A 23,311-nucleotide genomic window follows, 5' to 3' on the forward strand; every position below is an offset into this window, starting at 1 on the left:
CTCAACAGTAACTTCTGTCGTGATTCTAAAGGCCAACCCTGAAGCCAGTCATCTGCCATTTCACCCCTGCACGATCGCAGTGACAGTTACCCTGGTGTCTACTGATCAGAGTCTCCATCCAACCACAATCTCTAGGGACGACCACGTCTACAAGTCCCCATCCACACCCCCTTATCCCAAGGAACTAGCGGTTCACACAAAACCTGAAATTTTATCCGGAATAGGGGGAGAGGCAGGGAAATACGTCAATGTAAGATGCACTCTGACAGCGCCCCTAGTTCTACTAGGGGTTTTTATTTGAGCACTAAGAATTTAATGACTACGTAGAATACTGACACTGTGAGTTGTAAGAGGGCGATCGGGATCCCATATTTCAGAAAGGTTCGAAACGACATGCCCCGACCATGCTGCTGGGCAATGCCTGCGGCCACAATGTTGGATGATGCCCCCACCAAGGTGCCATTTCCCCCCAAGGTTGCTCCAAACATCATGGCGTAAAACAACGGCAAGACCTCTGGCGGGAACTGGCCTGCGTAGTCTTTCATTGCCATTTCTGGGGCAATTAAGCCCACTGTGACGAGATACTGCTTCAGCAATGGCACCATGGCAACCACTAGGGGAATATTGGGAACCACGCTGGAAATAATCCCAACTGCGAATGTCAGCAAAATACAGCCCAGAACGATATTCTTGCCAAGCACGATCGCTAGAAATCCTGACAAACTTTGAATGACTCCTGTTTTTTCTAACCCCCCAATCAGAACAAAAATGCACATGAAAAAGATCAGGGTGCTCCAGTCCACATCTCGTAAAATATTTTCTAGACGATCGAGGCGGCTATGGTGGGCCAAGAGCAGAGCCAGTGCCGCTCCGAGCAGTGCCACCGTCGCTGGACTAATCGGCGTCGGCAAATTTTCACCAATCACAAAGAAAATCAGAACAAACGCCACAATAAGCGCACCGATCGCCAAAACACGAGGATGATTAATTTGAGGATGGGGCAAGTTTTCTAAGCTATCCAATTTTTTGCGCCAAATTCGCCGAAACAAAATTGGTAAAGTGACAACGACGCTTACAACCGCAAGTAATCCCCCAAAACTGAGGCGTAGGAGATAGTCCGTAAAACTCAAATTAATTGCATCCCCTACAATAAAAGTCGCCGGATCCCCCACTAGGGTTAATAGACCAGAACTGTTTGCCACGAAGACCAGCAGAATTAACAGGGGAATGAAATCGACTCCCACTTCCTCGGCGATCGGGGGAATCAACGGAGCAATCAACATCACCGTTGTAGCATTGGGCAATACTGCACAAATCGGCGTCGTAATTGCTGTAATCCCTAACAATAGGCGCTTTCCCTCGCCCTTAGCCAGTAACACAATTTGGTTACCGAGATATTCAAAAATTCCGGTGGGTTCAAAGGATCGAACCAACACCATCACCCCAAAAAATAAAGCCAAGGTGCCATGACTCCGACCGATATAGTCGATCGCCTCTGGCAGGGTCATCACATTCCCGATAATCAACAGGAGTGCACCACATAACGCCGCGATCGTCATATGAGTCCACTCAGTCATGACTAAAACAATGACTCCTAAAAAGATGGCTGTTGCAAAACTTGCCTGCCAAGACTCCATACCCACACCCTTGAGGTAAATTACCTCAGTATTCTAGGGTGAAACTGATTAGGCCAATGGTTATCCCCATCTCTCCACTCCCGCAGAACTTTCTAGCAAAAGCGCAGGCAGACAATCCGTCAAATCCAGCAAGCAAGACAATCTAGGTCAGTTAAGTCATCAATCTAGGCCAGTTCAGTCAATCTAGACCAGTTCAGTCAATCTAGGCAAGTCAACGGTATACTGCCTCCAGGGGTAGAATTAACCATGGATTCAGCAGATTTACGAAGATAGGATCCCAATTCATCCGGGAAAATTAAGAATGCGCGGGTAAAGATCCCATTAACTATCAGCTTGCTGTGGCACCGAGTTATGAAAATTGAGCAATGTCAATGGACACAACACAATGGATGGCATCTGCATGCACCGGGTAAACTAGCAGAGCAGGCTCAACTCCTTTTGGTATTTGGAAATTTGCAGGATCACGCTAATCTTCTCAACGATTTGCAAGCGATTTATCCGAATGCCTATTGTTTGGGGTGTTCAACCGCTGGGGAAATCTACGACACCCAGGTTACAGATAATGCTCTCGTCATCACCGCGATCGCCTTTGAAGCCACCCAGGTCAAAAGTTTCAAAATTCATCTCGACCCGGATGACAATAGTTTTCAGGCAGGCGATCGCTTAGGTAGCCAACTCGACACAGAAGGACTGGCCCATCTCTTTGTTCTCTCCGATGGTCTACAGGTCAATGGCAGTGACCTCGTCCGGGGCTTGTCGCAGCACTTACCCATCGGAGTTGCCGTCACGGGAGGCTTATCCGCCGATGGGGCCAACTTCCGCCAAACTTGGGTCATGCTGAATCACGAAATCCAGCAAGGTATGGTAGCCGCGATCGGGCTCTACGGCGATCGCCTGAAGGTTGGATACGGTTCTCGGGGTGGGTTTACCCCCTTTGGCCCAGAACGAGTCATTACTCAGTCAGACGGGAATGTATTGTACAAACTCGATGATCAATCCGCTTTAGAACTCTATCGAAACTATCTCGGAGAACATGCAGAGAACCTACCGGCCAGCGGCTTACTGTTCCCCTTAAGTTTACAAATTACTAACCACAAATACCCCTTGGTGCGCACCCTCTTAGCCATCAACGAAGCCGATCAAAGCATGACCTTTGCGGGAGATGTTCCCCTGGGATCAACTGTGCGGCTGATGCAAGCCAGCTTTGCCAATCTCACCCATGCCGCCGTCCAAGCGGCAGAAGCTGCTCAGCAAGCCTTGGGGGAACCGCAACCGGAACTCGCCATTTTAATCAGTTGCGTCGGTCGCAAGCTACTGCTCAAACAACGCATTGAAGAAGAGGTTGAAGAGGTTCGGGAGGTTCTAGGCGAGAAGACTGTCTTAACAGGATTTTATTCCTATGGTGAGATTTGTCCCTGTGCCCTAGGGCTCCCAGCCGAGTTACATAATCAAACCATGACAATTACAACCTTTGCGGAAATTTAGCGGGACGATAGAATTCTTTCTCAAGCCATTCCTTTGAGCAACCCCTCAATGCTGGAGATCCATCGTTTACTGAAACGACAACTGAAACGGTACCTGGGTGATTTTGAAAATCTGCCAGAGGATGTCAAAGCCTTCGTCACCGCCGTCAATGATGCCTATTGGCAAGCAGAGGAAGATCGGACCCGATTGGAACGCACCCTGGCCATTAGCTCAGAAGAGCTATTGACAGCCAACAATGCCCTGAAAGGAGTTCTCCAGGATGTCGAGCAACAGGTTGCCGATCGCACCCAAGCGCTGACCCAAGCCAATGCCAATTTAGAAACCACCCTGAAGGAACTCCAAGCAACCCAACTACAACTCTTGCAACAGGAAAAGATGTCATCCCTGGGGCAGCTAGTTGCAGGGGTGGCCCATGAGATTAATAACCCTGTGAACTTTATCTCCAGCAATTTGCCCTACGTTGAGCAATACGCCAATGACTTCATCCGAATGCTTCAGATTTATCAGTTGCAGTATCCCCAGTCCAATCCTGTGATTGAGGCACTTTGTAGCGATATTCAATTGGACTTCTTGATGACCGACTTGCGAAAAATTTTGGCCTCCATGCGAGTGGGGACCGAGCGCATTCAAGAAATTGTCCTCTCCCTACGCAATTTTTCCCGCTTGGACGAAGCTGAAATGAAGCCGGTCTACCTCCAGGAAGGGTTAGATAGTACCTTAATGATTTTGAGTAGCCGCTTGAAATCCTCGGATTTGCGAACACCCATTTCCGTCATTCAGCACCATCCTGATCTTCCACAAATTCACTGCTATGCAGGTCAACTTAACCAAGTGTTTATGAATTTGCTGGGTAACGCGATCGATGCGCTAGAAGAAGCCCCCAAATTTAACCGATCGTTCAATACTGTCTCTACGGGTCAGGGAATAGGCCAAGCACTGTCCAGCGTGGGCCAAGCCAATGCACCTCTGATGGCTCGCGACGGTGCAGACACTGAAGTTCCTGAGCCAACCTACTCCGATCCCACTCTCACCTGGTTACATCAATGGCTCCAACAGGAACAAAGCAAGCCGACCATTTGGATCCGCACTGAGCTCATTGAATCAGATTGGGTGCAAGTGCAAATTATTGATAATGGCACTGGGATTCCGGCCAAGATTCAGCAGCACCTATTTGATCCATTTTTCACCACCAAGCCGATCGGCAAAGGTACGGGTTTAGGGCTGTCGATCAGCTATTCCATTGTCACCGATCGCCATGGTGGCCATCTCACCTACCATTCTTTACCGGGACAGGGCACAATGTTTACGGTCAAAATTCCTATGCATCAACCGAGCCCCGCCTCTCGAAATCTTCTAGATTCTCTCAACGCCTCAGAGCTTAATTTCGAGACAGCCGTTGAGAAGCTGTAACAAAATGCAGGTGTAACAAGATACAGATACCGCTTCCACCCCCTAGCCCCAGTAACATACCCAACCTAGGCGCATATTCGACCCAGACGCATATTCGACCCAGGCATACAGTCATTTAGGCCCATACCTGCTCCAAGCATCCAGCCCTACTGAAGTTCTACGCAAAAATTCTACTCAGAAGTTCTACTCAGCGTGGGCATGTGGAATAAGCCTGTACAGGGAAAGTAGCCAACAAGACTTTCAATCTAATCACAGCTGTTTCCCTGAGAAGCTTCCTGAGTAAAGTTTTGTGTATCCAGTTTATGCATCAAACGATCTGCATTAAACCATCTGCATCAAACTATTTACACCAAACTATCCACACCAAACTATCTACACCAAACTGTCTCCCTTGAGCTTGGCAAGTGCTATGGGTACCCCCCCACCTGCTCAGCGAATGATGACAGCGGTACCGCTAATCTTCATGATCTTCAAAGGGATCGCTGAGTTCTTTGGAAGGGGGGCCAAATGCTGTATAGATGGCGTATCCTGTCAACCCGATCAGGGCTGCACAAAGCGAAATGTTAAGAGCCATTGCAGGTTCCATAGTGACCCTAAGATTATGAGTGTCTTTCCCTTATAATGTAACGCAGACTTAACAAGTTCTGTCGAGACAATCTCAGTAGAAAAGCACAGTAGGAAAGCTATGGCACAGCGGACTCGGTTGGGAGACATCCTTAGACCCCTCAACTCTGAATACGGTAAAGTCGTTCCCGGTTGGGGCACCACGCCTGTTATGGGTGTTTTTATGGCTCTGTTCTTGGTCTTTTTGCTTATCATTCTGCAAATTTACAACTCTTCGCTCCTGCTGAATGATGTCTCCGTAGACTGGAGAAGTTTAGGTCAGTAGTTCAGCCGAGGTGACGATCGAAGCTTGCGAAGGATTCAGGGCGCAAACGTTTACGATCGTCCCACATCGCAGAACCCTATAGCAGGATTTGTATTGGCGGCTTTGTTTTTGAGGAGCGCAATGACTCCGAAACAAGAGCCGTTTTTTCGTGGGGTGTTTTTTCAGATTGCGTAGAGTATAGGATGGGATGTACTCTGAATCCTGACCAGAGCCGGAGGTAACTGCATGAACGTATTTGGTATTGGCTTACCGGAAATGGTGCTGATTTTTGTGTTAGCACTGCTCGTCTTTGGCCCAAAAAAATTGCCGGAAATCGGCAAAACCTTGGGCAAAACCCTGCGAGGGTTTCAGGATGCGTCTAAGGAATTTGAGAACGAATTTAAAAAAGCATCTGAGCAAGTGGAGCAAGCCGTAAACGCTCCCATGAAGGCAACCTTAGAAGATAAGCCCAGCCTCTCGCCCGCCAGTGACGTTACAGATGCCACAGTCATTGAGACGAGTGCAGATGCAGCGACCAGTCCGGATGCCTCCAATCCGCAAGAAACTGCTGATGCTTCCAAGTCGGCTTAACGATCGTCCAGTTAATGATTGCTAGTGAGAGTCAATAATCACTAGTAATTAGTTACTAGTGATTACTAGTGATTGCTAGGAATTGCCAGTCAGTGATTGCCCATCAGGAATTGCCTAAGCTGCGGCCCAACGGGTTGAAACTCCAAGCCGTGATTTTCTCAACTAGTTCAGTTTTCAACTAGTTCAATTCCTTGACTCGTAATATTGACTCGTTTGTGCTGACTGATCGTGCTGACTGCGATGCGGCGTGAGGGGACTGACTGATAATGCGGGCTGATGATTTTACCTGGCCCTGCGGTTGCAATCTTTCCTCATTTTTTGTTGCTTTTCGTTACGATTAGTAGTGGATTGTCCTCTTAGTCTAATATCCGGCGCTTGTCATGTCCGATGCAGCTAAGGCTCCCCCATCCCCCATCATCCCTCAATTGATCGTGGGGTTGGGGAATCCTGGAGCCAAGTATGAAAATACTCGTCACAATATTGGGTTCACCGTTCTGGATGAACTGGCTCGATCGTGGCAGATTTCCCTAGCAGAACAAAAGAAATTTCAAGGCTGGTTTGGCGAAGGCACGATCGCATGCCGGAAGGTGCGGTTGCTCAAGCCTTCCACCTATATGAACAACTCAGGACAGGCCATTCGAGCCGTCGTGGACTGGTACAAGCTGGATCCAGAGGCTGTCTTGGTGGTCTACGATGACATGGATTTGCCTGTGGGTAAGTTGCGGATGCGACTGTCTGGTTCCGCCGGGGGACAAAATGGCATGAAATCTGCGATCGCCCATCTCGGCACACAAAAATTTCCCCGCCTCCGAGTGGGCATTGGCAGCAAGAGTCAAGACGCGGTATCCCATGTGTTGGGCAGTTTTGCGCCTGGGGAAAAAGTGATTATGCAAGAAGTGGTGCGGCTGTCCAGTGATGCGATCGCAGCCAGTCTGCGGGAAGGGGTTGAAAAAGCTATGAACCTCTATAACAATCGAGTAATAGAAGCCAGTGTTGCCTAACGTTTTGCTCACAGTTTAAAAATTACATGGCCCGTAAGCGTCTTCCCCAAACCACCGCCCATGTACGAATTGTTCGCCAATCTTGGCAGGCAGGCCAGATTGAAGGCGAAGTTCGGGCCAATCAGTATGAATGGTCCTTTGCTTGGAACTTTCGCCAGGGAGAATTGCTGATTGAGCCATCCTTGGGACGGGCATTGATTCGGGAACCCCTAGGCCGTTTTCTAGAAGCCAAGGACTATCAACTGGAACCGGGCGGTGACTACTCGTTTACGATTCGGGCGGAGTTGTAGCCGGTGGGTTGCTTTCCAGAGACTTTAAATAGCGCTCCACCAGGATAATCGCGACCAGATCATCGATCGGCCGGGGGGGAGTTCGCATCCCCTGGGGAATCAGCTTTTGTAATCCTTGGGGGGGGTGCAGTTGCCAATAGCGATCGCGGGCCTCTAGGCTGCTAAAGCGTTCATCCACCCGTTGCACCGGAATTTCGGGCAAAGCTCCTTGAAATTGTTTCTGCCAAGCCTTTGAACCCGTTTGATCTCCCAAAACAATCAAACGCACTGGGTAATGCTGGCACAGGGTTTCCACCACGGTAAGGGCTTGATCCACAGCAATGACTTCATGCACTGGAGGATGGCCGTGATCATCCACGATCGCCACCCCACATTTATCCCGTCCGGGATCAAACCCTAAGTAGTACATATTGCCTCGCGCCTCTCCATCACTAGTTCTGCGGCTGGCCGTGCGGGTCACAGCCCTAACGACTAGTTTGCAGCACCGTTTGTCCATTCTGAACTGCAATCAATTCTAGACGCATCGGCCCCGCCGTATAGGTGACATCCCCCGCGATCGCGCGAATTTCAATCGAACTATCGTACTGCCGGAGTCCATCAATAAACTGAATCAGCGCCTGAATCCGACTGACCTGCACATTATCGGAGAGCAATCCAGCTCGCTTCGCCCGGAAAATCGAAGCCGCCACGAGTTTGTTAATACGATCTTGAATCTCTGTGACAGTCATCTTGGACGGATCCAGAGAAGTGGTGGCCAGGACATCCCCAGGCCGATAAATCACTTCATTACGCACCACATCGGCAAACACCGTTACCTCTGTTTTTTCGCCCAATAGGTAATTCGCCGCCGCCAAAATTCGCACAAAGTAGTCCCGGCCATCGCTGATCTGGCGAGCTAACTGATCCACTTCCGATCGGGTAATCCGCAAAATTTGACCATTGCCATCGACCCCCGGTTGCAGTGCGCCCTGTGCCACTCGATTGGCTTCCCGCAGGAGTGCATCCACCGCCTGGTTGGAGGCTTGGGGATTGGTAATGCGCACCACCCCTGACGCCAGCACTTGGTTCCGCAAAATCGCCGGGGTGCCCAATCGCAGACGCTGAGCTTCCTGTTCCAGTTTCTCCACTTCACGGGCCAGCGCAACCTGCTGATTTTCCAAAGCCCGTAGCCGTTCTTCCCGTTGGGTAATGACGGTATCTCGGGCTGCAATGTCCCGATCGCGCTGTTGAATGATTTTGCTGCGTTCTTCAATTTCTTGATCTCGGGCAGCAATTTGGGCTTTGACTTCATCCCGCTGGGCGGCTAACTGTTTTTGCTCAGCTTCTAGTTCCAGAATTTCGGATTTTAGCGCGAGAGCTTGCTGGGAAACCGAGAGTAACTGTGCCTGCACGACATTGCGTTGCTGTTCGACCTGCGCCCGTCGGGCTTCGGTGGCCCGTTGCAGGGCAGCGGCATCCTTGAGGGAGTTTTTGACCCGATCGAGCTGCGCCTGCACCTTGCCCCGCTCCACTTGGGACTTATTCAACTCCGCCTCAACATTTTCTTTTTGCTCGGCGGTCTTACCCAGTTCAGCCTTCGCTTGATCCAAATCGGTACTCGCTCGCCGTAATCGCCGCTGAATCACCTCAAAGTTGAGAATCATGTCGCGAAATTGCCGATTAGCCAGCAGTAAAATGCCCAGCGTGGACGCTGAGATCAAAATCCCGGTCAAAATAGTGACAACGACAGCCGTCTTCTTAGGGCGGAGATTAAACAAGCTCAGACGCGCTTTGCCCACTCGGGTTCCAATGCGATCGCCCAGCGTGGCAATGACACCCCCTAAGATCAACACCGCCAAAATCAGGATATACCCGCTAGACATTACAACTCCACCACACCTGCCGCTGGACTAAAGGTTTCCAAACGGCTCCTACCAAAAACTATAGCCAGTCTAAAGCCTATTGACCGTTCTAACAGGACTGTTCTGACAGGACTGTTCCCCAGGGAACCTTAGGGCAGTGGGATTCTCCCGCAGAACTGGATCCGGTGGATCAGCACGTCGGAACTGGACTATTGGGAACTGGACTATTAGGAACTAGACTGTTTGGAACTGGGATTCTAGGTGAATTGCTGACTAAGCATGACGGGATTATGAACCGTGATTTTCTTTTTGTGAATAGAAATCATTTCATCCTGCCGCAGATCCCCAAGTAAGCGAGTCACTGTGACGCGAGTGGATCCAATAGCTTCCGCGATCGCCTGGTGGGAGAGCTTGAGATCGATCGTGATCCCGTTTTGTCCCGGCACCCCAAAGTCCCGGCATAGGATCAGCAAAAAACTCACCAACCGAGATCCCATATCCCGGTGAGCCAAGGTTTCGATCATCATCTCCGTTTGCAGAATCCGGGATGACAGCCCCTTGAGCATCCACATGGACAGATCAGGATTTTCCTTCAGGGCCTTTTCTACCTGTTCGATCGGTACCGAAAGCAGTTCCACCGGCGTAAACGCCACCGCGTGGTAGAAGCGATCGGCTTTTTGTCCCGTAATCAGCGATAGGACTCCAAATACACTGTTTTCCCGCAACAGCGCGACAGTGATTTCTTCCCCCGCTTCATAGACCCGAGATAACTTAACAGCCCCTTTCTGGAGAAAATAAACCCGTTCAGCAGGATCACCCGGAAAGAAGATTGTCTTACCCCGCTCGAAGGTTTCCACCATCGGCGGATAAGCGTTTCCACCCATTTGGCGGAACATTGATGCGAGCGACTTGTCTGGGCTTATTACCATCTTCCCCGTTCCTAACGCCGTTCTACGGAAAGGCCAGTAGAGTTAGCTAACTACACAATCAAGGGGTCAACGTTCAAGAGATCCGCTAAGAGATTAATTCCGATGAGAATCGTTTCTGTAAGATTCACTCTGTGAGCAATTGTTGACTTGAGACCAATAAAACCTACCGATCGAGGAGTTTTTGTAGCAAGAAATACACTCCACTACGCTTTCTACTAAGCTTATGGGCAATTTAGCTGAGCCGGAGTCTTCAACGTTGAGTTTTATTGAATTAGCACAGGTCTAAGTTCGCTCTGAGTTGAATCATCTGAGTTGAATCAGGAGGCTGCACCTAAACTGATCACAATCCATCCAACCAGGTTCATCTAGTGCAATGTAAAGATAGTGCAATGTATAAGGTGGACGAACGATGGCGAAAACCTGTGCTAATTCGCACGGGGTATTCCGGTCACCATTACCTTGATCACACTGAATCCTGATCACACTGAGGCACTCTGATCACACTGAGATTGTCAATATCTTACTCCCAAGTTTTGGCCCCTGCACAATTTTGTCCAGTTAGCGCATCCCCACCCAAGACCGGGCTTTGGGCACTTTAGGCCGCAACGATCGCGGTGCACGACCGCAATGGCCGGAAATCTCCCTAGGGTCGCCTATTCCATGGCTGACCATCTTTGAGTATTCTCATAAATGCTCTCAACGTACATGGCTATGCTGAATCTGAGTGGAAAAAACGCCCTGGTCACAGGAATTGCTAACGATAAGTCGATCGCCTGGGGCATCGCCCAGCAACTCCATAGGGCCGGAGCCAACATTGGGGTCACCTATCTGCCGGATGACAGCGGCAAGTTTGAGAAAAAGGTGCGGGATCTGACCGAGCCGTTGAATCCCAGTTTGTTTGTGCCCTGTAATGTCCAGAGCGATGAGCAAGTTCAAGCTACCTTTGATGCGGTGAAGGAAGCTTGGGGACGGCTAGATATTCTGATTCACTGTCTGGCCTTTGCCAATAAAGAAGAATTGAAAGGCAACTTTAGCGCCACCAGTCGGGAAGGCTTCAAGTTGGCCCTGGATGTCAGTGCTTATTCATTGATTCAGATGGCGGGGGCGGCTAAACCCTTGATGACCGAGGGCGGCAGTATTGTCACCCTGACCTACTACGGTGGTGTGAAGGTCATTCCGAACTACAACGTTATGGGCACGGCCAAGGCAGCCTTGGAAATGAATGTGCGGTATCTGGCCCATGAACTCGGCTCCCAGGGCGTTCGAGTCAATGCCATTTCCGCTGGCCCCATCCGCACCCTGGCCTCCTCTGCGGTGGGTGGGATCCGCGACATGATTAAGCATGTGGAAGAGGTGGCTCCCCTGCGGCGCACCGTCACCCAGTTGGAAGTGGGTAATACGGCGGCATTCCTGAGCAGTGACCTCTCCAGCGGGATTACAGGTCAGGTGATCTATGTGGATTCCGGGTACGAAATCATGGGGATGACCGACAGCCGCGTCGAGTCCTAACCCACCCCTGATTAAGTTCTCATGCAGGTTAAATCCCCGTCAGGAAAGGCTCGATCGCCAGTTCCACGTCGGGGAAGGCTAAGAGCCGAATGGGGCCTTGGGAGAGGGTGGTCATTGACCGATAATCCTCTCCTTGCGGGTCTCGATAAATTCTGACTTGGCGAGCTGCCAGGTGAATGACCCAATAGTCGGGAATCCCGGCTTGGGCATAGAGTTGTCGTTTGATGCCAGTATCTTTTTTCCAGCTGGTATTCGCGTATTCAATCAGGAGGAAAATTTCCTCTGGATAGGGATGGCGCTGGGTTCGATAGAGCGATCGCTGGGGCAGGACGACCGCAATATCCGGCTGGGGTTCGGAATTTTGTAACGGTAAAGTAATGGGTTTTGTTTCACGAATTAAGGCAAGATCGCCCAGTTTCGATCGAAGATAATCGGCGGTATCGGTACACCCTTGGGCATGATCGGGACTTTCGGGTGACATCTCAACAACGGCTCCGTTCAACAGTTCAACCGATCGATCGGCTAGCAGCCCCACTTGGATCATGTGGTGATAGTCGGCGATCGTCCAGTGCGCCAGGGTTACAGTCATCGCATTTCCCAGGAAATCAATCTGTTGCAAATTCCTACGGTTGCTCCTGTCTTAATCTTAGCTAACTCCCTAAATTTCACGGGATAATGGAACCCTCACACCCTTAGATTTGCAATATTTGAGTGGAATTTGGCTATGCAGACCACCGATCGTCCGACTGTTCCTGCTGTGTTCCCCAGCGATCGCACCGCGACCGTTCACCGCAAAACCGGTGAGACGGATGTGACGGTGACCATTTGCTTGGACGGGACGGGACAATGCAACGTCAACACCGGGATTCCCTTCCTAGACCACATGCTGCACCAAATTTCCTCCCATGGATTGTTTGACCTAGACATTCAGGCCACCGGTGACCTCCACATCGACGACCACCACACCAACGAAGATGTGGGCATTACCCTCGGGATGGCGCTGGCTAAAGCCTTGGGCGATCGCAAGGGCATCGTGCGCTTTGGGCATTTCCTAGCGCCCTTGGATGAATCGCTGGTACAGGTGGCCCTGGACTTTTCGGGACGGCCCCATTTGGCCTATGGCCTCGACATTCCCACCCAGCGCGTGGGCACCTATGACACCCAACTGGTACGGGAGTTTTTTGTCGCGATCGTCAACCATGCCCAGATGACGCTACACATTCGCCAACTGGACGGCTTGAACTCCCACCACATCATTGAAGCGACCTTTAAAGCCTTTGCCCGAGCCATGCGCATGGCCACAGAGGTCGATCCCCGCCGCGCCCACGAAATTCCGAGCTCAAAGGGTGTTCTATAAAACTTCAGGAACTTTGTCCTATCGTTGAAAATCTTCAGATAAAGAGTCTCTGTGTTACTATCTGTGATGTTTGAGGAGACCTGTATGGAGACTGATGCCAATTCCGTTGGTGCTGACATTGGATTCTGTATTCAGGACTGAGAAGGGTGGACTGAGTAAGTCATCTACCCTCAGTCTGAATCTCTTTCTCTCGCAGTCTTGATTGTATCCATGGCAAAGGCTAGGAGTTGCACAGTCACGAATGTGGTGGTAGAGGAGTAACGAGAGTGACAAAGCGACCTGAAGACTGTTCGGGGTTCTCGCTCCAGAGAATTCAACCGACACCGATTCGTATTGGTGTGATTGGCATTGGCAATATGGGCCAGCATCACACTCGAGTCTTGAGCCTGCTGAAGGATGTGAAACTCGTTGGGGTTTCCGATGTGAATGTCGAGTTGGGCTTAGAAACTGCTAGCCGCTATCAGACTCGATTTTTTGAGGACTATCACAACTTATTAGAGCATGTGGATGCGGTCTGCATTGCCGTTCCCACTCGCCTCCATCACGCGGTCGGCATGGCTGCGCTGAAGGCGGGGGTGCATGTGCTGATCGAAAAGCCGATCGCGGCCACGATCGCTGAAGCGGAGTCCTTGGTCAATGCCGCTGCGGAGAATGAATGCATTCTGCAAGTCGGTCACATTGAACGCTTTAATCCCGTCTTTCAAGAGTTAAGTAATGTCTTGAAAACGGAAAATCTCCTGGCGTTGGAAGCCCACCGCATGAGTCCCTACAGCGATCGTGCCAATGATGTGTCGGTCGTGTTGGATTTGATGATCCATGATATCGATCTGATGCTGGAACTGGCGGCTTCTCCCGTGGTGCGTCTGACCGCCAGCGGTAGTCGCGGCAGCCAAAACTCCAAGTACCTCGACTATGTGACTGCAACCTTGGGCTTTGCCAACGGCATTGTGGCAACTTTGACCGCTAGCAAGGTGACCCATCGCAAGATTCGTCGCATTTCTGCCCATTGCCAGCGATCGCTGACGGAAGCCGATTTCCTAAATCACGAAATTAAAATCCACCGCCAAGCCCACGCCTATAATTCTTCCAGCTTTGGCAAGTCGTTCTACCGCCAGGATGGCATTGTAGAGCAGGTGGCGATCGGGCGGACGGAGCCGTTGTACGCAGAACTAGAACATTTTGCGGCCTGTGTGCGGGGTGGCCTATCGCCCTCCGTCGGCGGCGAACAAGCCCTAAAAGCCCTGCGGTTGGCTAGCTTGATTGAACAAATGGCCATGGACGGCCAAGTTTGGCAACCTTCAGAATTGGCGGGAACGATCGAGACTCCAGTCATGTCAATCTAACTGCAACAGATGGAATCAATGCACGGCTTGGAGCAACCTTGCTCTAAGCTAAGGGGGGAGTTATTGATGAGCTCCCCCCCTTTTTCTTTGCCCAGTTCTGCGTTTTCCGTTGGTGAGTTCTGTTACCGAGTCCTATTGAAAACATGCCCGTTGCGCTAGAAACTCCGCGTTTAATTGTCCGCCTAGCCTGTCAAAAAGATGTCCCGCAAATTCTCCAGTATCTCCGGGATAACGATGCCTTCCATCATCCTTTTACCCCGTTACCCCCAGAAGGCTGGCTGACAAGGGATTTTTGGCGGGGACAAGTGGCTCGCAATTTTAAGCATTATCAACAGGGGCAGGCGCTACGTCTTTTTCTCTTCGATCGACAGTCACCGGGCGTTGTCATTGGCATGGCCAACTTCACCCAATTTATGGGCTATCCGTTTTATGCCTGTAACTTGGGCTATGGGCTCGCGGAGAAGAAGCAAGGACAGGGGCTAATGCAGGAAGCGTTACAAGCCGCGATCGACCATGTGTTTTGCACCATGAATTACCATCGCATTCAGGCTAGTTACATGCCTCGCAATCAGCGCAGTGGCAATTTATTAAAGCGGTTGGGATTTGTGATTGAAGGCGAAGCTAAAAATTACTTATTAATTAACGGTGTTTGGGAAGATCATATTCTGGTGAGTTTAACCAATCCCCATTGGCAACTAAAGGATCATTAGAAAACTCAGGAAGGTCGATCGGGTGGATATACGATTATTTACACCAAAGGATGCAGAACAAATCGCCCAACTTTTTCATGACACGGTGCGCACCGTGAATCGCCCAGATTACTCACTGGAACAGGTCCAGGCGTGGGCCCCGGAGAATCTACAGTTCAGGAATTGGGCGGAGGTTTGCGCCGATCGCTTTACCTATGTAGCAGATGACAAGGGTGTGATTGCAGGATTTGGGGAATTAGAACCTAACGGTCACATTGATTGCTTTTACTGCCATCGGGATTATCAACGCTGTGGTGTGGGCAGACAACTTTATCAGGCGATCGAGCGTAAAGCTTTAGAGTTATCACTGCCTAGACTGTTTGTAGAATCTAGTATTACAGCAAAATTATTTTTTGAAGCAATGGGTTTTTCTACCATTTGCCAACAGCAAGTGAGTTCCCGAGGTGAAATATTTGTAAACTATAGAATGGAAAAAGTTTTAAGCAATGTACTCTCCGATTCCTAAGTTAATTGATCATAGGTTAGATAATCTTGCGGAATTACGATCGATGTAAATGGCTAAATTCTTGGATAGTTACGTACGTTTTTAGATTTTATTTTTAGATCTCATTTTTGGATCTCATGGTTTCTATTCCCCCGACCAGCAAATCTATGATATCTTCTCCCTCCCCTATCGCTGCATCTCCCACGATCGTGGCCATCGCAACGGCGATCGTGCCGGAACAGGGCAGCGTCGGCATTATTCGGATGTCCGGGAGTGAGGCAGTGGCGATCGCGCGGCAGATCTTCCACACACCCGGTCAGCAGGTATGGGAAAGCCATCGCATCCTCTACGGCTTTGTGAAAGATCCAGCAACACAGACAACAATCGATGAAGCATTGCTATTGGTCATGCTGTCTCCGCGATCGTATACCAAGGAAGATGTGGTCGAGTTCCACTGCCATGGGGGCATTATTGCCGTACAGCAGGTGTTACAAGTCTGTATTGCCCAGGGTGCGCGGCTGGCCCAACCGGGAGAGTTTACGCTGCGGGCCTTTTTGAATGGACGGATTGATTTGACGCAGGCGGAAAGCATTTCGGATTTAGTCGGTGCCCGATCGCCCCAGGCAGCGGCAACGGCCCTGGCGGGCATCCAAGGCAAGCTGGCGCAACCGATTCGTAATCTACGCACCACTTGTTTGGATATTCTGGCGGAGGTGGAAGCCAGAATCGATTTTGAAGATGATTTGCCGCCCTTGGATGAAGCACAGGTGGTGGCTAGCGTTGCCCAAGTGGTGGCTGATGTGAATCGCATTCTAGCGACTGCCGATCGGGGGGAACTGCTGCGGACGGGTTTGAAGGTGGCGATCGTGGGTCGGCCCAATGTGGGAAAATCCAGTTTGCTCAACGCTTGGAGTCGCAGCGATCGGGCGATTGTCACCGAACTACCGGGGACGACGCGGGATGTGGTGGAGTCGCAGTTGGTTGTGGGGGGCATTCCCATTCAGGTCTTGGATACGGCGGGCATTCGAGAAACGGAGGATTTAGTCGAAAGCATTGGAGTAGAGAGATCGCGGCAAGCAGCCCAGTCCGCTGATTTGGTCTTATTCACGATCGCGGCGGATCAAGGGTGGACTGCTGGGGAGAGGGAAATTTATCAACAGGTGAGTGATAAACCGTTGATTGTGATCGTCAATAAAGTCGATTTAGTTGACCCAGCAATGACGATTGCGGAAATTACAACACAATTAACGCTACCGGAAACACGAATTGTTACGACAGCAGCGGCTAGCAATCAAGGCATTGAGGCGTTAGAGCAGGCGATTTTGCAAGCAGTGCAGGCAGGAGAAACCCAAGCCGCAAACTTGGATTTAGCGATTAATCAACGGCAGGCAGCGGCGTTAACCCGTGCGAAGGTGGCATTGGAGCAGGTGGAGGCAACGATCTCGCAACAGTTACCACTGGATTTTTGGACGATCGATCTGCGGGGGGCGATCGCGGCGTTGGGAGAGATTTTGGGTGAGGATGTGACGGAATCCGTTCTCGATCGTATTTTTAGTCGGTTCTGTATTGGGAAATAACTGGATTGGGAAATAACCGGCGATTAATTCAGCTAATTCAGCAAGCGATCGACCTCAACCGCAATCTCTGGAAATGCAAGTGGTGTAACAGTTCCAGTGGTTAGTATCGTGTGTTGTTGGTAGCGATCACCCTGGGGTTGGCGCAGAAGATGGAACCGCCGATCGGCCAAATCAATGACCCAATATTCCGGAATAGCAGCTTGGGCATAGAGCGCTGCTTTCAAGGTCAGATCGGTTTGTAGACTGCTGTTCGCCACTTCAATCAACCAGAAAATATCATTGGGGTTGGGATGGCGATCGTTGTACTGCATACCAGGCCGTTGCACAATCGCGATATCGGGCTCGGGTTCGGAAGTTGCCAAGGTAATTGGGCCGTTAAACCGCACGTAGGCCCGATCGCGCAATAGTTCCCGCAAATAATCCGCGCTCAAATTGGCTGTGTTGTAATGAATTGGTTTTTCAGGCGTCATTTCAACAATATCTCCAGCCAACAGTTCAACGCGCCGATCGCGAAGAATTCCCGCGTCAATCATGCAGTGGTAGTCATTAACCGACCATTTGGCCAGGGTGTGTATGGGCATTAGCGTAAAGGGATTAGAGTAGAGGAACTAGCGTTAAAATCAGAGACGGTTTAAGAGGCGATCGACCTCAATCGTAATCTCTGGAAATGCAAGCGGTATGAGAGTTCCAGTGGTCAGAATGGTTTGCTGTTGGTAGCGATCACCCTGGGGTTGGCGCAGAAGATGGAGCCGCCGATCGGCCAAATCAATGACCCAATATTCCGGAATAGCAGCTTGGGCGTAGAGCGCTGCTTTCAAGGTCAGATCGGTTTGTAGACTGCTGTTCGCCACTTCAATCAACCAGAAAATATCTTCTGCACCAGGATGGCGATCTTCGTACCCTATATCGGAAATTTGAACGATCGCGACATCAGGTTCCGGCTCGGAGTTTGCCAAGGTAATGGGGCCATTGAACCGAACATCGGCTAGTCCTTGGAGTAAGATCGCTAGGTATTGGCTGGTGCGTCGGGCTCGGCTGTAGTGAATCGGTTTTTCGGGCGTCATTTCAATAATGTCTCCAGCCAACAGTTCAACGCGCCGATCGTGAAGAATCCCCGCGTCAATCATGTGGTGATAGTCATCAACAGACCATTTGGCCAGGGTGTGCATAGGCTAAACCCTACAACAGTAAATCCACAACGCATAAACTTCTATATGCATTGTAAAAGAAGAGCGAGGGGGATCGGATCGGTAGCAGTGATAAAGCAATTTGGCCTTACTCGGGTAAGAAGTCTAAATCGATTACCTGAGTCAACTCATAGGGGCCAATTTCGGGAAACGTTGCATCAGGCAAATTGGTTTCCTGAATGGCTAAATCTCGCCCAATTTCATAGGCTTCAGCCATGGCTTCCAGCACGTAAGGTTGGAGACTGGGGTTTTCTTTCAAAAGCTTACCAATCCGGCGGCGCTGTTCTCGTAAGGTTGCTCGCCAGCTATTGCTTCGATTTGCTGGCTGATATTGCCACTTTAATAAATGCCCCAATAGCACCGCTAACCAATTTCCCAACTCTTGGCGTTCCCGTCTACCCAAACTTTCAAGTTCCTCTACCAAATTTTCGATATCTAATTCTGCCCAATTCCCCGATCGAAGGGCATTCACCATTTCCTGAGTCCACGCATAAAAATCCCGATTGTACAGCGGTTGCTGGGTCTCCGAAGGATGGGATACGAGATTGTGAGATACCGGGGTCATAACAACTTACCTCAAGAATTAGCCCCTATCCTTGGAGTCTATCACGGCCAAACAAAAGGGTGAGCCGTAGCCCACCCTAAACTAAATCTCAATCAATCCCAAGTGAAACGAAGTCAATTGGACTACACAGCAGCAGCCACTTGCTTCAGTTCACCCTTGGAGTACTTGCGAGCGTACTCTTCCAAGCTGATTTGCTGGATCTTGCTAGCTTGGCCAGCGCACCAGAACTGCTGGTAACGATCGGCACAAACTTTCTGCATGTACTTGATGGAAGGCTTCAGGAAGTGACGGGGGTCAAACTCGCTGGGCTTCGCCATCAAAGCTTCCCGAACCGCAGCCGTAATGGCCAAACGGTTGTCGGTGTCGATGTTCACCTTACGAACACCGGACTTAATCCCCTTTTGAATTTCTTCAACGGGAACCCCGTAGGTTTCAGGAATTTCGCCACCGTACTGGTTGATCAGCGCAATCAAATCTTCGGGAACCGAAGAAGATCCGTGCATCACCAAGTGGGTGTTGGGCAGACGACGGTGGATTTCTTCGATGCGGCTGATCGCCAGGATTTCGCCGGTGGGCTTACGGGTGAACTTGTAAGCACCGTGGCTGGTTCCGATCGCCACTGCCAGCGCGTCCACTTGGGTCGCTTCCACGAAAGCCACGGCTTCATCGGGATCGGTCAGCAGTTGGGAGTGATCCAACTTGCCTTCAAACCCGTGACCATCTTCAGCTTCGCCCATGCCGGTTTCCAGAGAACCCAAGCAACCCAGTTCACCCTCAACGGATGCCCCGATCGCGTGAGCCACTTTCACCACTTCACTGGTCACAGCCACGTTGTAGTCAAAGCTTGCGGGGGTCTTAGCATCAGCTTCCAAGGACCCGTCCATCATGACGCTGGTGAAGTTGTTCTTCAGCGCAGAGTAGCAAGTTGCAGGCTCGTTCCCATGGTCTTGGTGCATCACGATGGGGATGTGGGGATAGGTTTCCACCGCCGCCAAGATCAGGTGGCGCAGGAAGTTCTCACCCGCATAGTTGCGCGCACCGCGAGAAGCTTGCAGGATCACGGGGCTGTCCGTTTCGTTAGCAGCCTGCATGATTGCCTGGATCTGCTCCATGTTGTTGACGTTGAATGCAGGAATGCCGTAGCCATTCTCTGCTGCGTGATCGAGCAGCAGTCGCATAGGTACGAGCGCCATAAGAGTCCTCCTGGGATATGGTCAGCGAGTTTCAGATACTTGATCCTGAGAATAATCTTAAGACAAGTCTGTCCCCTGGCACAGGTCGATCTCGATGATTCTTGGACCTAAATAGGTAAAAATCTCTATCAAATTTTCTATTTCTCTGAAAAGTTATGATAAGTGGACATTATCTGTGGAGGATTCTGGTGGGAATTCCGGTGGGTTTGGTTGAATTCCAGAGGATTGCTCCCGCACCCATTGCACCAGGATAGGAAAAAAGGCTTGAAAATCCGCTTCCAAGGCCGGGTAATGATGCTGAAGTTCTTCGATCGCTTGGGCTAGGGGCGTTTCTCGCTTAAACCGTCGAGCAATGCGCCGTAGGGTGAGATCAACCCCTGCCAGATCGCGGTAGGAGTAGAGCCAGTCTTGATCCACCATCACCGGAACCGCCCGTTGCAACAATGGCGGCAGGATGGCTTGATGGGTCAACAGAATGTCGTAGGCCCGATCGACGAACTCCCGCAAACTTTCCTGGGAGTAGTCCGCCCAATGTTTGGACAAAAAATGGTCGTACAGCACATCAAGCATAATGCCTGCAAAGCGCCGGAATTTCGGGCTCATCCGCTGTTTACTCCGCCGCACGATCGCATGGGTATCGGTAAAGATGTCCACTTGCTGATGCAGGACAATCCCTTGGCGAATCGCAGGACTATACTGGGCTTCGCATAATCCTTTGCGAAAATCTCCCAGCAGATTGCCGATCATCGATTCCGGGGATCCATCTGAGAGGTGTAAATGGGCTAAATAATTCACCAACTTAACTCCTCGATCGTTCCCATCCTGCGTTGTCTTGGACGGGTTGTCTTGATCAAAGCGCTGCGATCGACTCCAAGGTTCCCAGCTTCCCGATTCCAGGGGCAGCAGCATTCCAGAGGTGTCGGTATCGCTAGCGCAAATAGGCCGTTCCAGTCTTATCAGTATGGATTTGCAGACTTTCCGTAGACTCCTGTTTCAAAATCATCAACGCCCGCTGTACCAATACCTCGGATCCTTTGACAATCACTAGATATTTGCCCGCATCCATTTGACTGCGGTAGGGCAAGGCATCCCCCGTTTTGGAAAATAATCCGGCACTACTGCCCATGAACAAGCTCCCCGTGAATCCTCCAAAGGCTCCCAATAGCCCACCCAGAATCACGTTCCCCACTTCGCCCGCCCAGGGAAATGTGTTGAGTTGCGTAGACAAGTTAAACCCAATCCCCCCCACAAAACCAAAGGGCACCATCCATAGGGCAGACCACTTGACCCGATTCCAGGCTTGTGCTCTGGGGTTAGCCAGCCCAAAGTCATCTGCGGTTTTATGGCCTTGACCAAGAATTGCCCGGTTGGTTGTTGGCACTTTTCCCGCCTGTAATGCAGCATCGGCGGCCTCCGCCAACTTTCGATCGCGTACCACTGCTACTAAGTAATTCATTGCACCATCCCCCACAACACCGTTTGCAAACCATTTCCTAGGGTAAAGGGCTGTAGGTACCCTTGACTAGCGCACCTCAAAAAAGCACATTCTTACACCAGCATCTTTAGGTCGCGCCCTGAATCGCCCCAACCTCTTCCACATTGCTAGACTGAGGGTGTCGATCGCTGGTAACCCCCCATGGCCATCGCAACTCAAAGAAGGCTGACATTAGAGGAATATCTGACCTATGACGATGGGACGGAGACTCGGTATGAGCTGGTGGATGGAGTACTCGTTGAAATGGAGACAGAAAGCACGATTAATACCCGAATAGCAGTGTTTCTGATTCAGACCTTCCTATTGCTGGGACTAGAGGTTGCCCTGCTGGGGATTAAGCAAAAAATCCAGGTAAATAGTCCCTATGCCTCAGCCCGTGACCCCGATCTAATTGTGCATTCAGAGGCTTCAGCACGGGCGATCGAAGGTCGGAAAGAATCCTGTTTGTTTCTCGGAGATCCTAATCCCTTGCTAGTAGTTGAAGGGGTTTCCCCTGGAAGCGAATCCAGTGATAACTATCAACGGGACTATGTGCAGAAAACGACTGAGTACGCCGCACGGGGTATCCCTGAATATTGGATTGTGGATCCCGATCGAGCTGTAGTGTCGATCAGGACGTTGACGGACGAGGCGTACCAGTTTCAACCATTTGAGGGCAATTCCTCGATCGCCTCTCCTTCCTTCCCCAACTTGCAGGTAACCGCAGCGCAGGTGCTGCAAGCGGGGAGAAACGGGTAGAGGGGACGGGGAAGCACTGGGAAGAGCGCTAGAATAGACTCTGCTTTGTGGATCAGTTGTTTTGATCCACTCCACTAGAGGACGCTATTCAGAATTTATGCTGCCACGTGAGGATTTGCTCAAAGGGGTTGAGAACCGTGAAACCGTTGCCCAAGTCATCGATCGGGCCGAACAGGCCATCAAAACTTGGGAAGTGGTGCAGACTGACTTTTTAGCCCCTCCCGAACTGGCAGAAGTTCAACAAATTTTCAGCCGCTTAACGGATATTCATCTGCTGACCTGGGGGGGCTATCCCCAAGCCGAACGGCAACGGGTTGCGATCGCGCGATCGGAAATTCCTCTGGATCAAGACACCACTGTTGAGCTAACGGCCTTGGAAATTGCTGGCAACTTCCTGTTTGATACCGCCACCCACCGGGACTTTTTGGGGGCTTTGCTGGGAACCGGAATTGTCCGAGATAAAGTGGGCGACATTATTGTTTTGGGCGATCGGGGGGCGCAGGCGATCGTTGTGCCGGAACTCGCCGACTTTCTAACAATGCAGCTCACCCAGGTGCGATCGGTGCCCGTGAAAACTCGCCCCGTCCCCTTAACTGAGCTGAAAATTCGAGAACCTAAAAAGAAAGAACTAACCACCGTGGAAGCCTCCATGCGTCTCGACGCGATCGCCTCTGCTGGGTTTGGCATGTCCCGGAGTAAAATGGCTGACTTGATTACGTCTGGGGATGTCCGCGTCAATTGGAAAGAAATCAGCTCGACCAGCCACCCTGTCAAATCCGGTGACTTAATTGCCGTGCGGGGCAAAGGGCGAGTGGAGGTGGGTGAAGTCGCAATCACCAAGAAAGATCGCTATCGAGTCAACCTGACTCGCTTCGTATAGCTTGAGCCCAGTCCTGAAAGCTAATTCCTGAAAGCTAAATGTCATGTTTCGCTTAGTCCGCTGCAAGAGAATTTTCTGCTTTGAGGCACTCTCCCCCCAATTTCTTACGAAAGATTAAGCACGCGCAGGATTGCTCTTTCTTTCTACTTTTAGACCTTATCAATAGGGCTAGGCAGGTTCATCAGGGAGAAAATCTATCCTGACAAGGTTTGTATCTTGTG

The 23,311-nt window shown here is 50.7% G+C and carries 26 protein-coding genes; 14 read left to right on the plus strand and 12 right to left on the minus strand.

The features are described 5' to 3' along the window. Positions 1 to 293: 293 nt before the first annotated feature. Entirely contained in the window at positions 294 to 1,637 is a 1,344-nt protein-coding gene (locus H6G21_RS11475; protein ID WP_190573537.1) for an ArsB/NhaD family transporter, read from the minus strand. Between the two features lie 351 nt (positions 1,638 to 1,988). On the opposite strand from H6G21_RS11475, the gene H6G21_RS11480 reads away from it, so the two are divergent. Beyond that, the gene (locus tag H6G21_RS11480; protein WP_190573538.1) at positions 1,989 to 3,122 is read left to right on the plus strand and encodes an FIST N-terminal domain-containing protein; all 1,134 of its coding nucleotides are present in this window, start codon (positions 1,989 to 1,991) and stop codon (positions 3,120 to 3,122) included. 48 nt (positions 3,123 to 3,170) lie between these two features. After that, on the plus strand, positions 3,171 to 4,532 hold the full coding sequence (locus H6G21_RS11485) for an ATP-binding protein (RefSeq protein WP_190573539.1): 1,362 nt from the start codon (positions 3,171 to 3,173) through the stop codon (positions 4,530 to 4,532). 454 nt (positions 4,533 to 4,986) lie between these two features. Here the strand turns inward: H6G21_RS11485 and psbN are convergent, their stop codons facing one another. Further along, the gene (psbN, locus tag H6G21_RS11490) at positions 4,987 to 5,118 is read right to left on the minus strand and encodes a photosystem II reaction center protein PsbN (protein WP_190573540.1); all 132 of its coding nucleotides are present in this window, start codon (positions 5,116 to 5,118) and stop codon (positions 4,987 to 4,989) included. 99 nt (positions 5,119 to 5,217) lie between these two features. Between psbN and psbH the strand changes: the two genes are divergently transcribed. The 4 genes from psbH (at position 5,218) to H6G21_RS11510 (ending at position 7,282) form a co-directional block, all read left to right on the plus strand. Next, complete coding sequence (psbH, locus tag H6G21_RS11495) at positions 5,218 to 5,421, plus strand: photosystem II reaction center protein PsbH (protein WP_190573541.1); 204 nt, start codon at positions 5,218 to 5,220, stop codon at positions 5,419 to 5,421. A 225-nt stretch (positions 5,422 to 5,646) separates the two neighbouring features. Then, entirely contained in the window at positions 5,647 to 5,991 is a 345-nt protein-coding gene (locus H6G21_RS11500) for a TatA/E family twin arginine-targeting protein translocase (RefSeq protein WP_190573542.1), read from the plus strand. A gap of 380 nt (positions 5,992 to 6,371) precedes the next feature. Further along, the gene (pth, locus tag H6G21_RS11505; RefSeq protein ID WP_190573543.1) at positions 6,372 to 6,992 is read left to right on the plus strand and encodes an aminoacyl-tRNA hydrolase; all 621 of its coding nucleotides are present in this window, start codon (positions 6,372 to 6,374) and stop codon (positions 6,990 to 6,992) included. A 26-nt stretch (positions 6,993 to 7,018) separates the two neighbouring features. Then, complete coding sequence (locus H6G21_RS11510) at positions 7,019 to 7,282, plus strand: DUF3146 family protein (RefSeq protein ID WP_190573544.1); 264 nt, start codon at positions 7,019 to 7,021, stop codon at positions 7,280 to 7,282. On the opposite strand, the gene H6G21_RS11515 is transcribed toward H6G21_RS11510, so the two are convergent. From H6G21_RS11515 to ntcA, 3 genes are all read right to left on the minus strand, one after another. Next, entirely contained in the window at positions 7,260 to 7,778 is a 519-nt protein-coding gene (locus H6G21_RS11515) for a pre-16S rRNA-processing nuclease YqgF (protein ID WP_242041776.1), read from the minus strand. The two genes, H6G21_RS11510 and H6G21_RS11515, sit on opposite strands and share 23 nt — an antisense overlap. Then, positions 7,747 to 9,144, minus strand: coding sequence for a DUF3084 domain-containing protein (locus H6G21_RS11520; protein WP_190573545.1), 1,398 nt, complete (start codon positions 9,142 to 9,144; stop codon positions 7,747 to 7,749). Before H6G21_RS11520 ends, H6G21_RS11515 begins: the two co-directional genes overlap by 32 nt. Positions 9,145 to 9,380: 236 nt before the next feature. Next, positions 9,381 to 10,052, minus strand: a complete 672-nt coding sequence (ntcA, locus tag H6G21_RS11525) for a global nitrogen regulator NtcA (protein WP_190573546.1) — start codon at positions 10,050 to 10,052, stop codon at positions 9,381 to 9,383. Positions 10,053 to 10,763: 711 nt separating this feature from the next. Here ntcA and fabI point away from each other — a divergent pair. Beyond that, positions 10,764 to 11,561 (plus strand): enoyl-ACP reductase FabI, encoded by a 798-nt coding sequence (fabI, locus tag H6G21_RS11530; protein ID WP_190573593.1) that lies wholly within the window; start codon positions 10,764 to 10,766, stop codon positions 11,559 to 11,561. Positions 11,562 to 11,589: 28 nt separating this feature from the next. On the opposite strand, the gene H6G21_RS11535 is transcribed toward fabI, so the two are convergent. Continuing rightward, positions 11,590 to 12,150 (minus strand): Uma2 family endonuclease, encoded by a 561-nt coding sequence (locus H6G21_RS11535; RefSeq protein WP_190573547.1) that lies wholly within the window; start codon positions 12,148 to 12,150, stop codon positions 11,590 to 11,592. 135 nt (positions 12,151 to 12,285) lie between these two features. Between H6G21_RS11535 and hisB the strand changes: the two genes are divergently transcribed. The 5 genes from hisB (at position 12,286) to mnmE (ending at position 17,032) form a co-directional block, all read left to right on the plus strand. Next, positions 12,286 to 12,918, plus strand: coding sequence for an imidazoleglycerol-phosphate dehydratase HisB (gene hisB / locus H6G21_RS11540; RefSeq protein WP_190573548.1), 633 nt, complete (start codon positions 12,286 to 12,288; stop codon positions 12,916 to 12,918). Between the two features lie 266 nt (positions 12,919 to 13,184). Beyond that, a complete protein-coding gene (locus H6G21_RS11545) occupies positions 13,185 to 14,261 on the plus strand; it encodes a Gfo/Idh/MocA family oxidoreductase (RefSeq protein WP_347278010.1) in 1,077 nt (358 codons plus the stop codon). Positions 14,262 to 14,404: 143 nt separating this feature from the next. Continuing rightward, the gene (locus tag H6G21_RS11550) at positions 14,405 to 14,971 is read left to right on the plus strand and encodes a GNAT family N-acetyltransferase (protein WP_190573549.1); all 567 of its coding nucleotides are present in this window, start codon (positions 14,405 to 14,407) and stop codon (positions 14,969 to 14,971) included. Positions 14,972 to 14,993: 22 nt separating this feature from the next. Then, positions 14,994 to 15,476 carry a GNAT family N-acetyltransferase gene (locus tag H6G21_RS11555; protein ID WP_190573550.1) on the plus strand — a complete coding sequence of 161 codons (483 nt, stop codon included), beginning with the start codon at positions 14,994 to 14,996 and terminating at the stop codon, positions 15,474 to 15,476. 146 nt (positions 15,477 to 15,622) lie between these two features. Next, positions 15,623 to 17,032 carry a tRNA uridine-5-carboxymethylaminomethyl(34) synthesis GTPase MnmE gene (gene mnmE / locus H6G21_RS11560; RefSeq protein WP_190573551.1) on the plus strand — a complete coding sequence of 470 codons (1,410 nt, stop codon included), beginning with the start codon at positions 15,623 to 15,625 and terminating at the stop codon, positions 17,030 to 17,032. 32 nt (positions 17,033 to 17,064) lie between these two features. Here the strand turns inward: mnmE and H6G21_RS11565 are convergent, their stop codons facing one another. The 6 genes from H6G21_RS11565 to H6G21_RS11590 form a co-directional block, all read right to left on the minus strand. Then, positions 17,065 to 17,607, minus strand: a complete 543-nt coding sequence (locus tag H6G21_RS11565) for a Uma2 family endonuclease (protein ID WP_190573595.1) — start codon at positions 17,605 to 17,607, stop codon at positions 17,065 to 17,067. A gap of 45 nt (positions 17,608 to 17,652) precedes the next feature. Continuing rightward, the gene (locus H6G21_RS11570) at positions 17,653 to 18,201 is read right to left on the minus strand and encodes a Uma2 family endonuclease (RefSeq protein ID WP_190573552.1); all 549 of its coding nucleotides are present in this window, start codon (positions 18,199 to 18,201) and stop codon (positions 17,653 to 17,655) included. A gap of 106 nt (positions 18,202 to 18,307) precedes the next feature. Next, positions 18,308 to 18,784 carry a DUF29 domain-containing protein gene (locus tag H6G21_RS11575; protein ID WP_190573553.1) on the minus strand — a complete coding sequence of 159 codons (477 nt, stop codon included), beginning with the start codon at positions 18,782 to 18,784 and terminating at the stop codon, positions 18,308 to 18,310. 122 nt (positions 18,785 to 18,906) lie between these two features. Further along, positions 18,907 to 19,977: a class II fructose-bisphosphate aldolase gene (gene fba, locus H6G21_RS11580; RefSeq protein ID WP_190573554.1), complete on the minus strand. Its 1,071-nt coding sequence runs from the start codon at positions 19,975 to 19,977 to the stop codon at positions 18,907 to 18,909. 153 nt (positions 19,978 to 20,130) lie between these two features. Then, a complete protein-coding gene (locus H6G21_RS11585) occupies positions 20,131 to 20,886 on the minus strand; it encodes an ACP phosphodiesterase (RefSeq protein ID WP_199307160.1) in 756 nt (251 codons plus the stop codon). A gap of 19 nt (positions 20,887 to 20,905) precedes the next feature. Then, on the minus strand, positions 20,906 to 21,433 hold the full coding sequence (locus H6G21_RS11590; protein WP_190573555.1) for a hypothetical protein: 528 nt from the start codon (positions 21,431 to 21,433) through the stop codon (positions 20,906 to 20,908). Between the two features lie 180 nt (positions 21,434 to 21,613). Here H6G21_RS11590 and H6G21_RS11595 point away from each other — a divergent pair, with 180 nt between their 5' ends. Beyond that, entirely contained in the window at positions 21,614 to 22,210 is a 597-nt protein-coding gene (locus tag H6G21_RS11595; protein ID WP_190573556.1) for a Uma2 family endonuclease, read from the plus strand. A gap of 97 nt (positions 22,211 to 22,307) precedes the next feature. Continuing rightward, on the plus strand, positions 22,308 to 23,090 hold the full coding sequence (locus H6G21_RS11600) for a photosystem II S4 domain protein (protein WP_190573557.1): 783 nt from the start codon (positions 22,308 to 22,310) through the stop codon (positions 23,088 to 23,090). The last annotated feature ends 221 nt before the right edge of the window (positions 23,091 to 23,311 follow it).

It is taken from the genome of Alkalinema sp. FACHB-956, assembly GCF_014697025.1.
Lineage (GTDB): Bacteria > Cyanobacteriota > Cyanobacteriia > Leptolyngbyales > Leptolyngbyaceae > Alkalinema.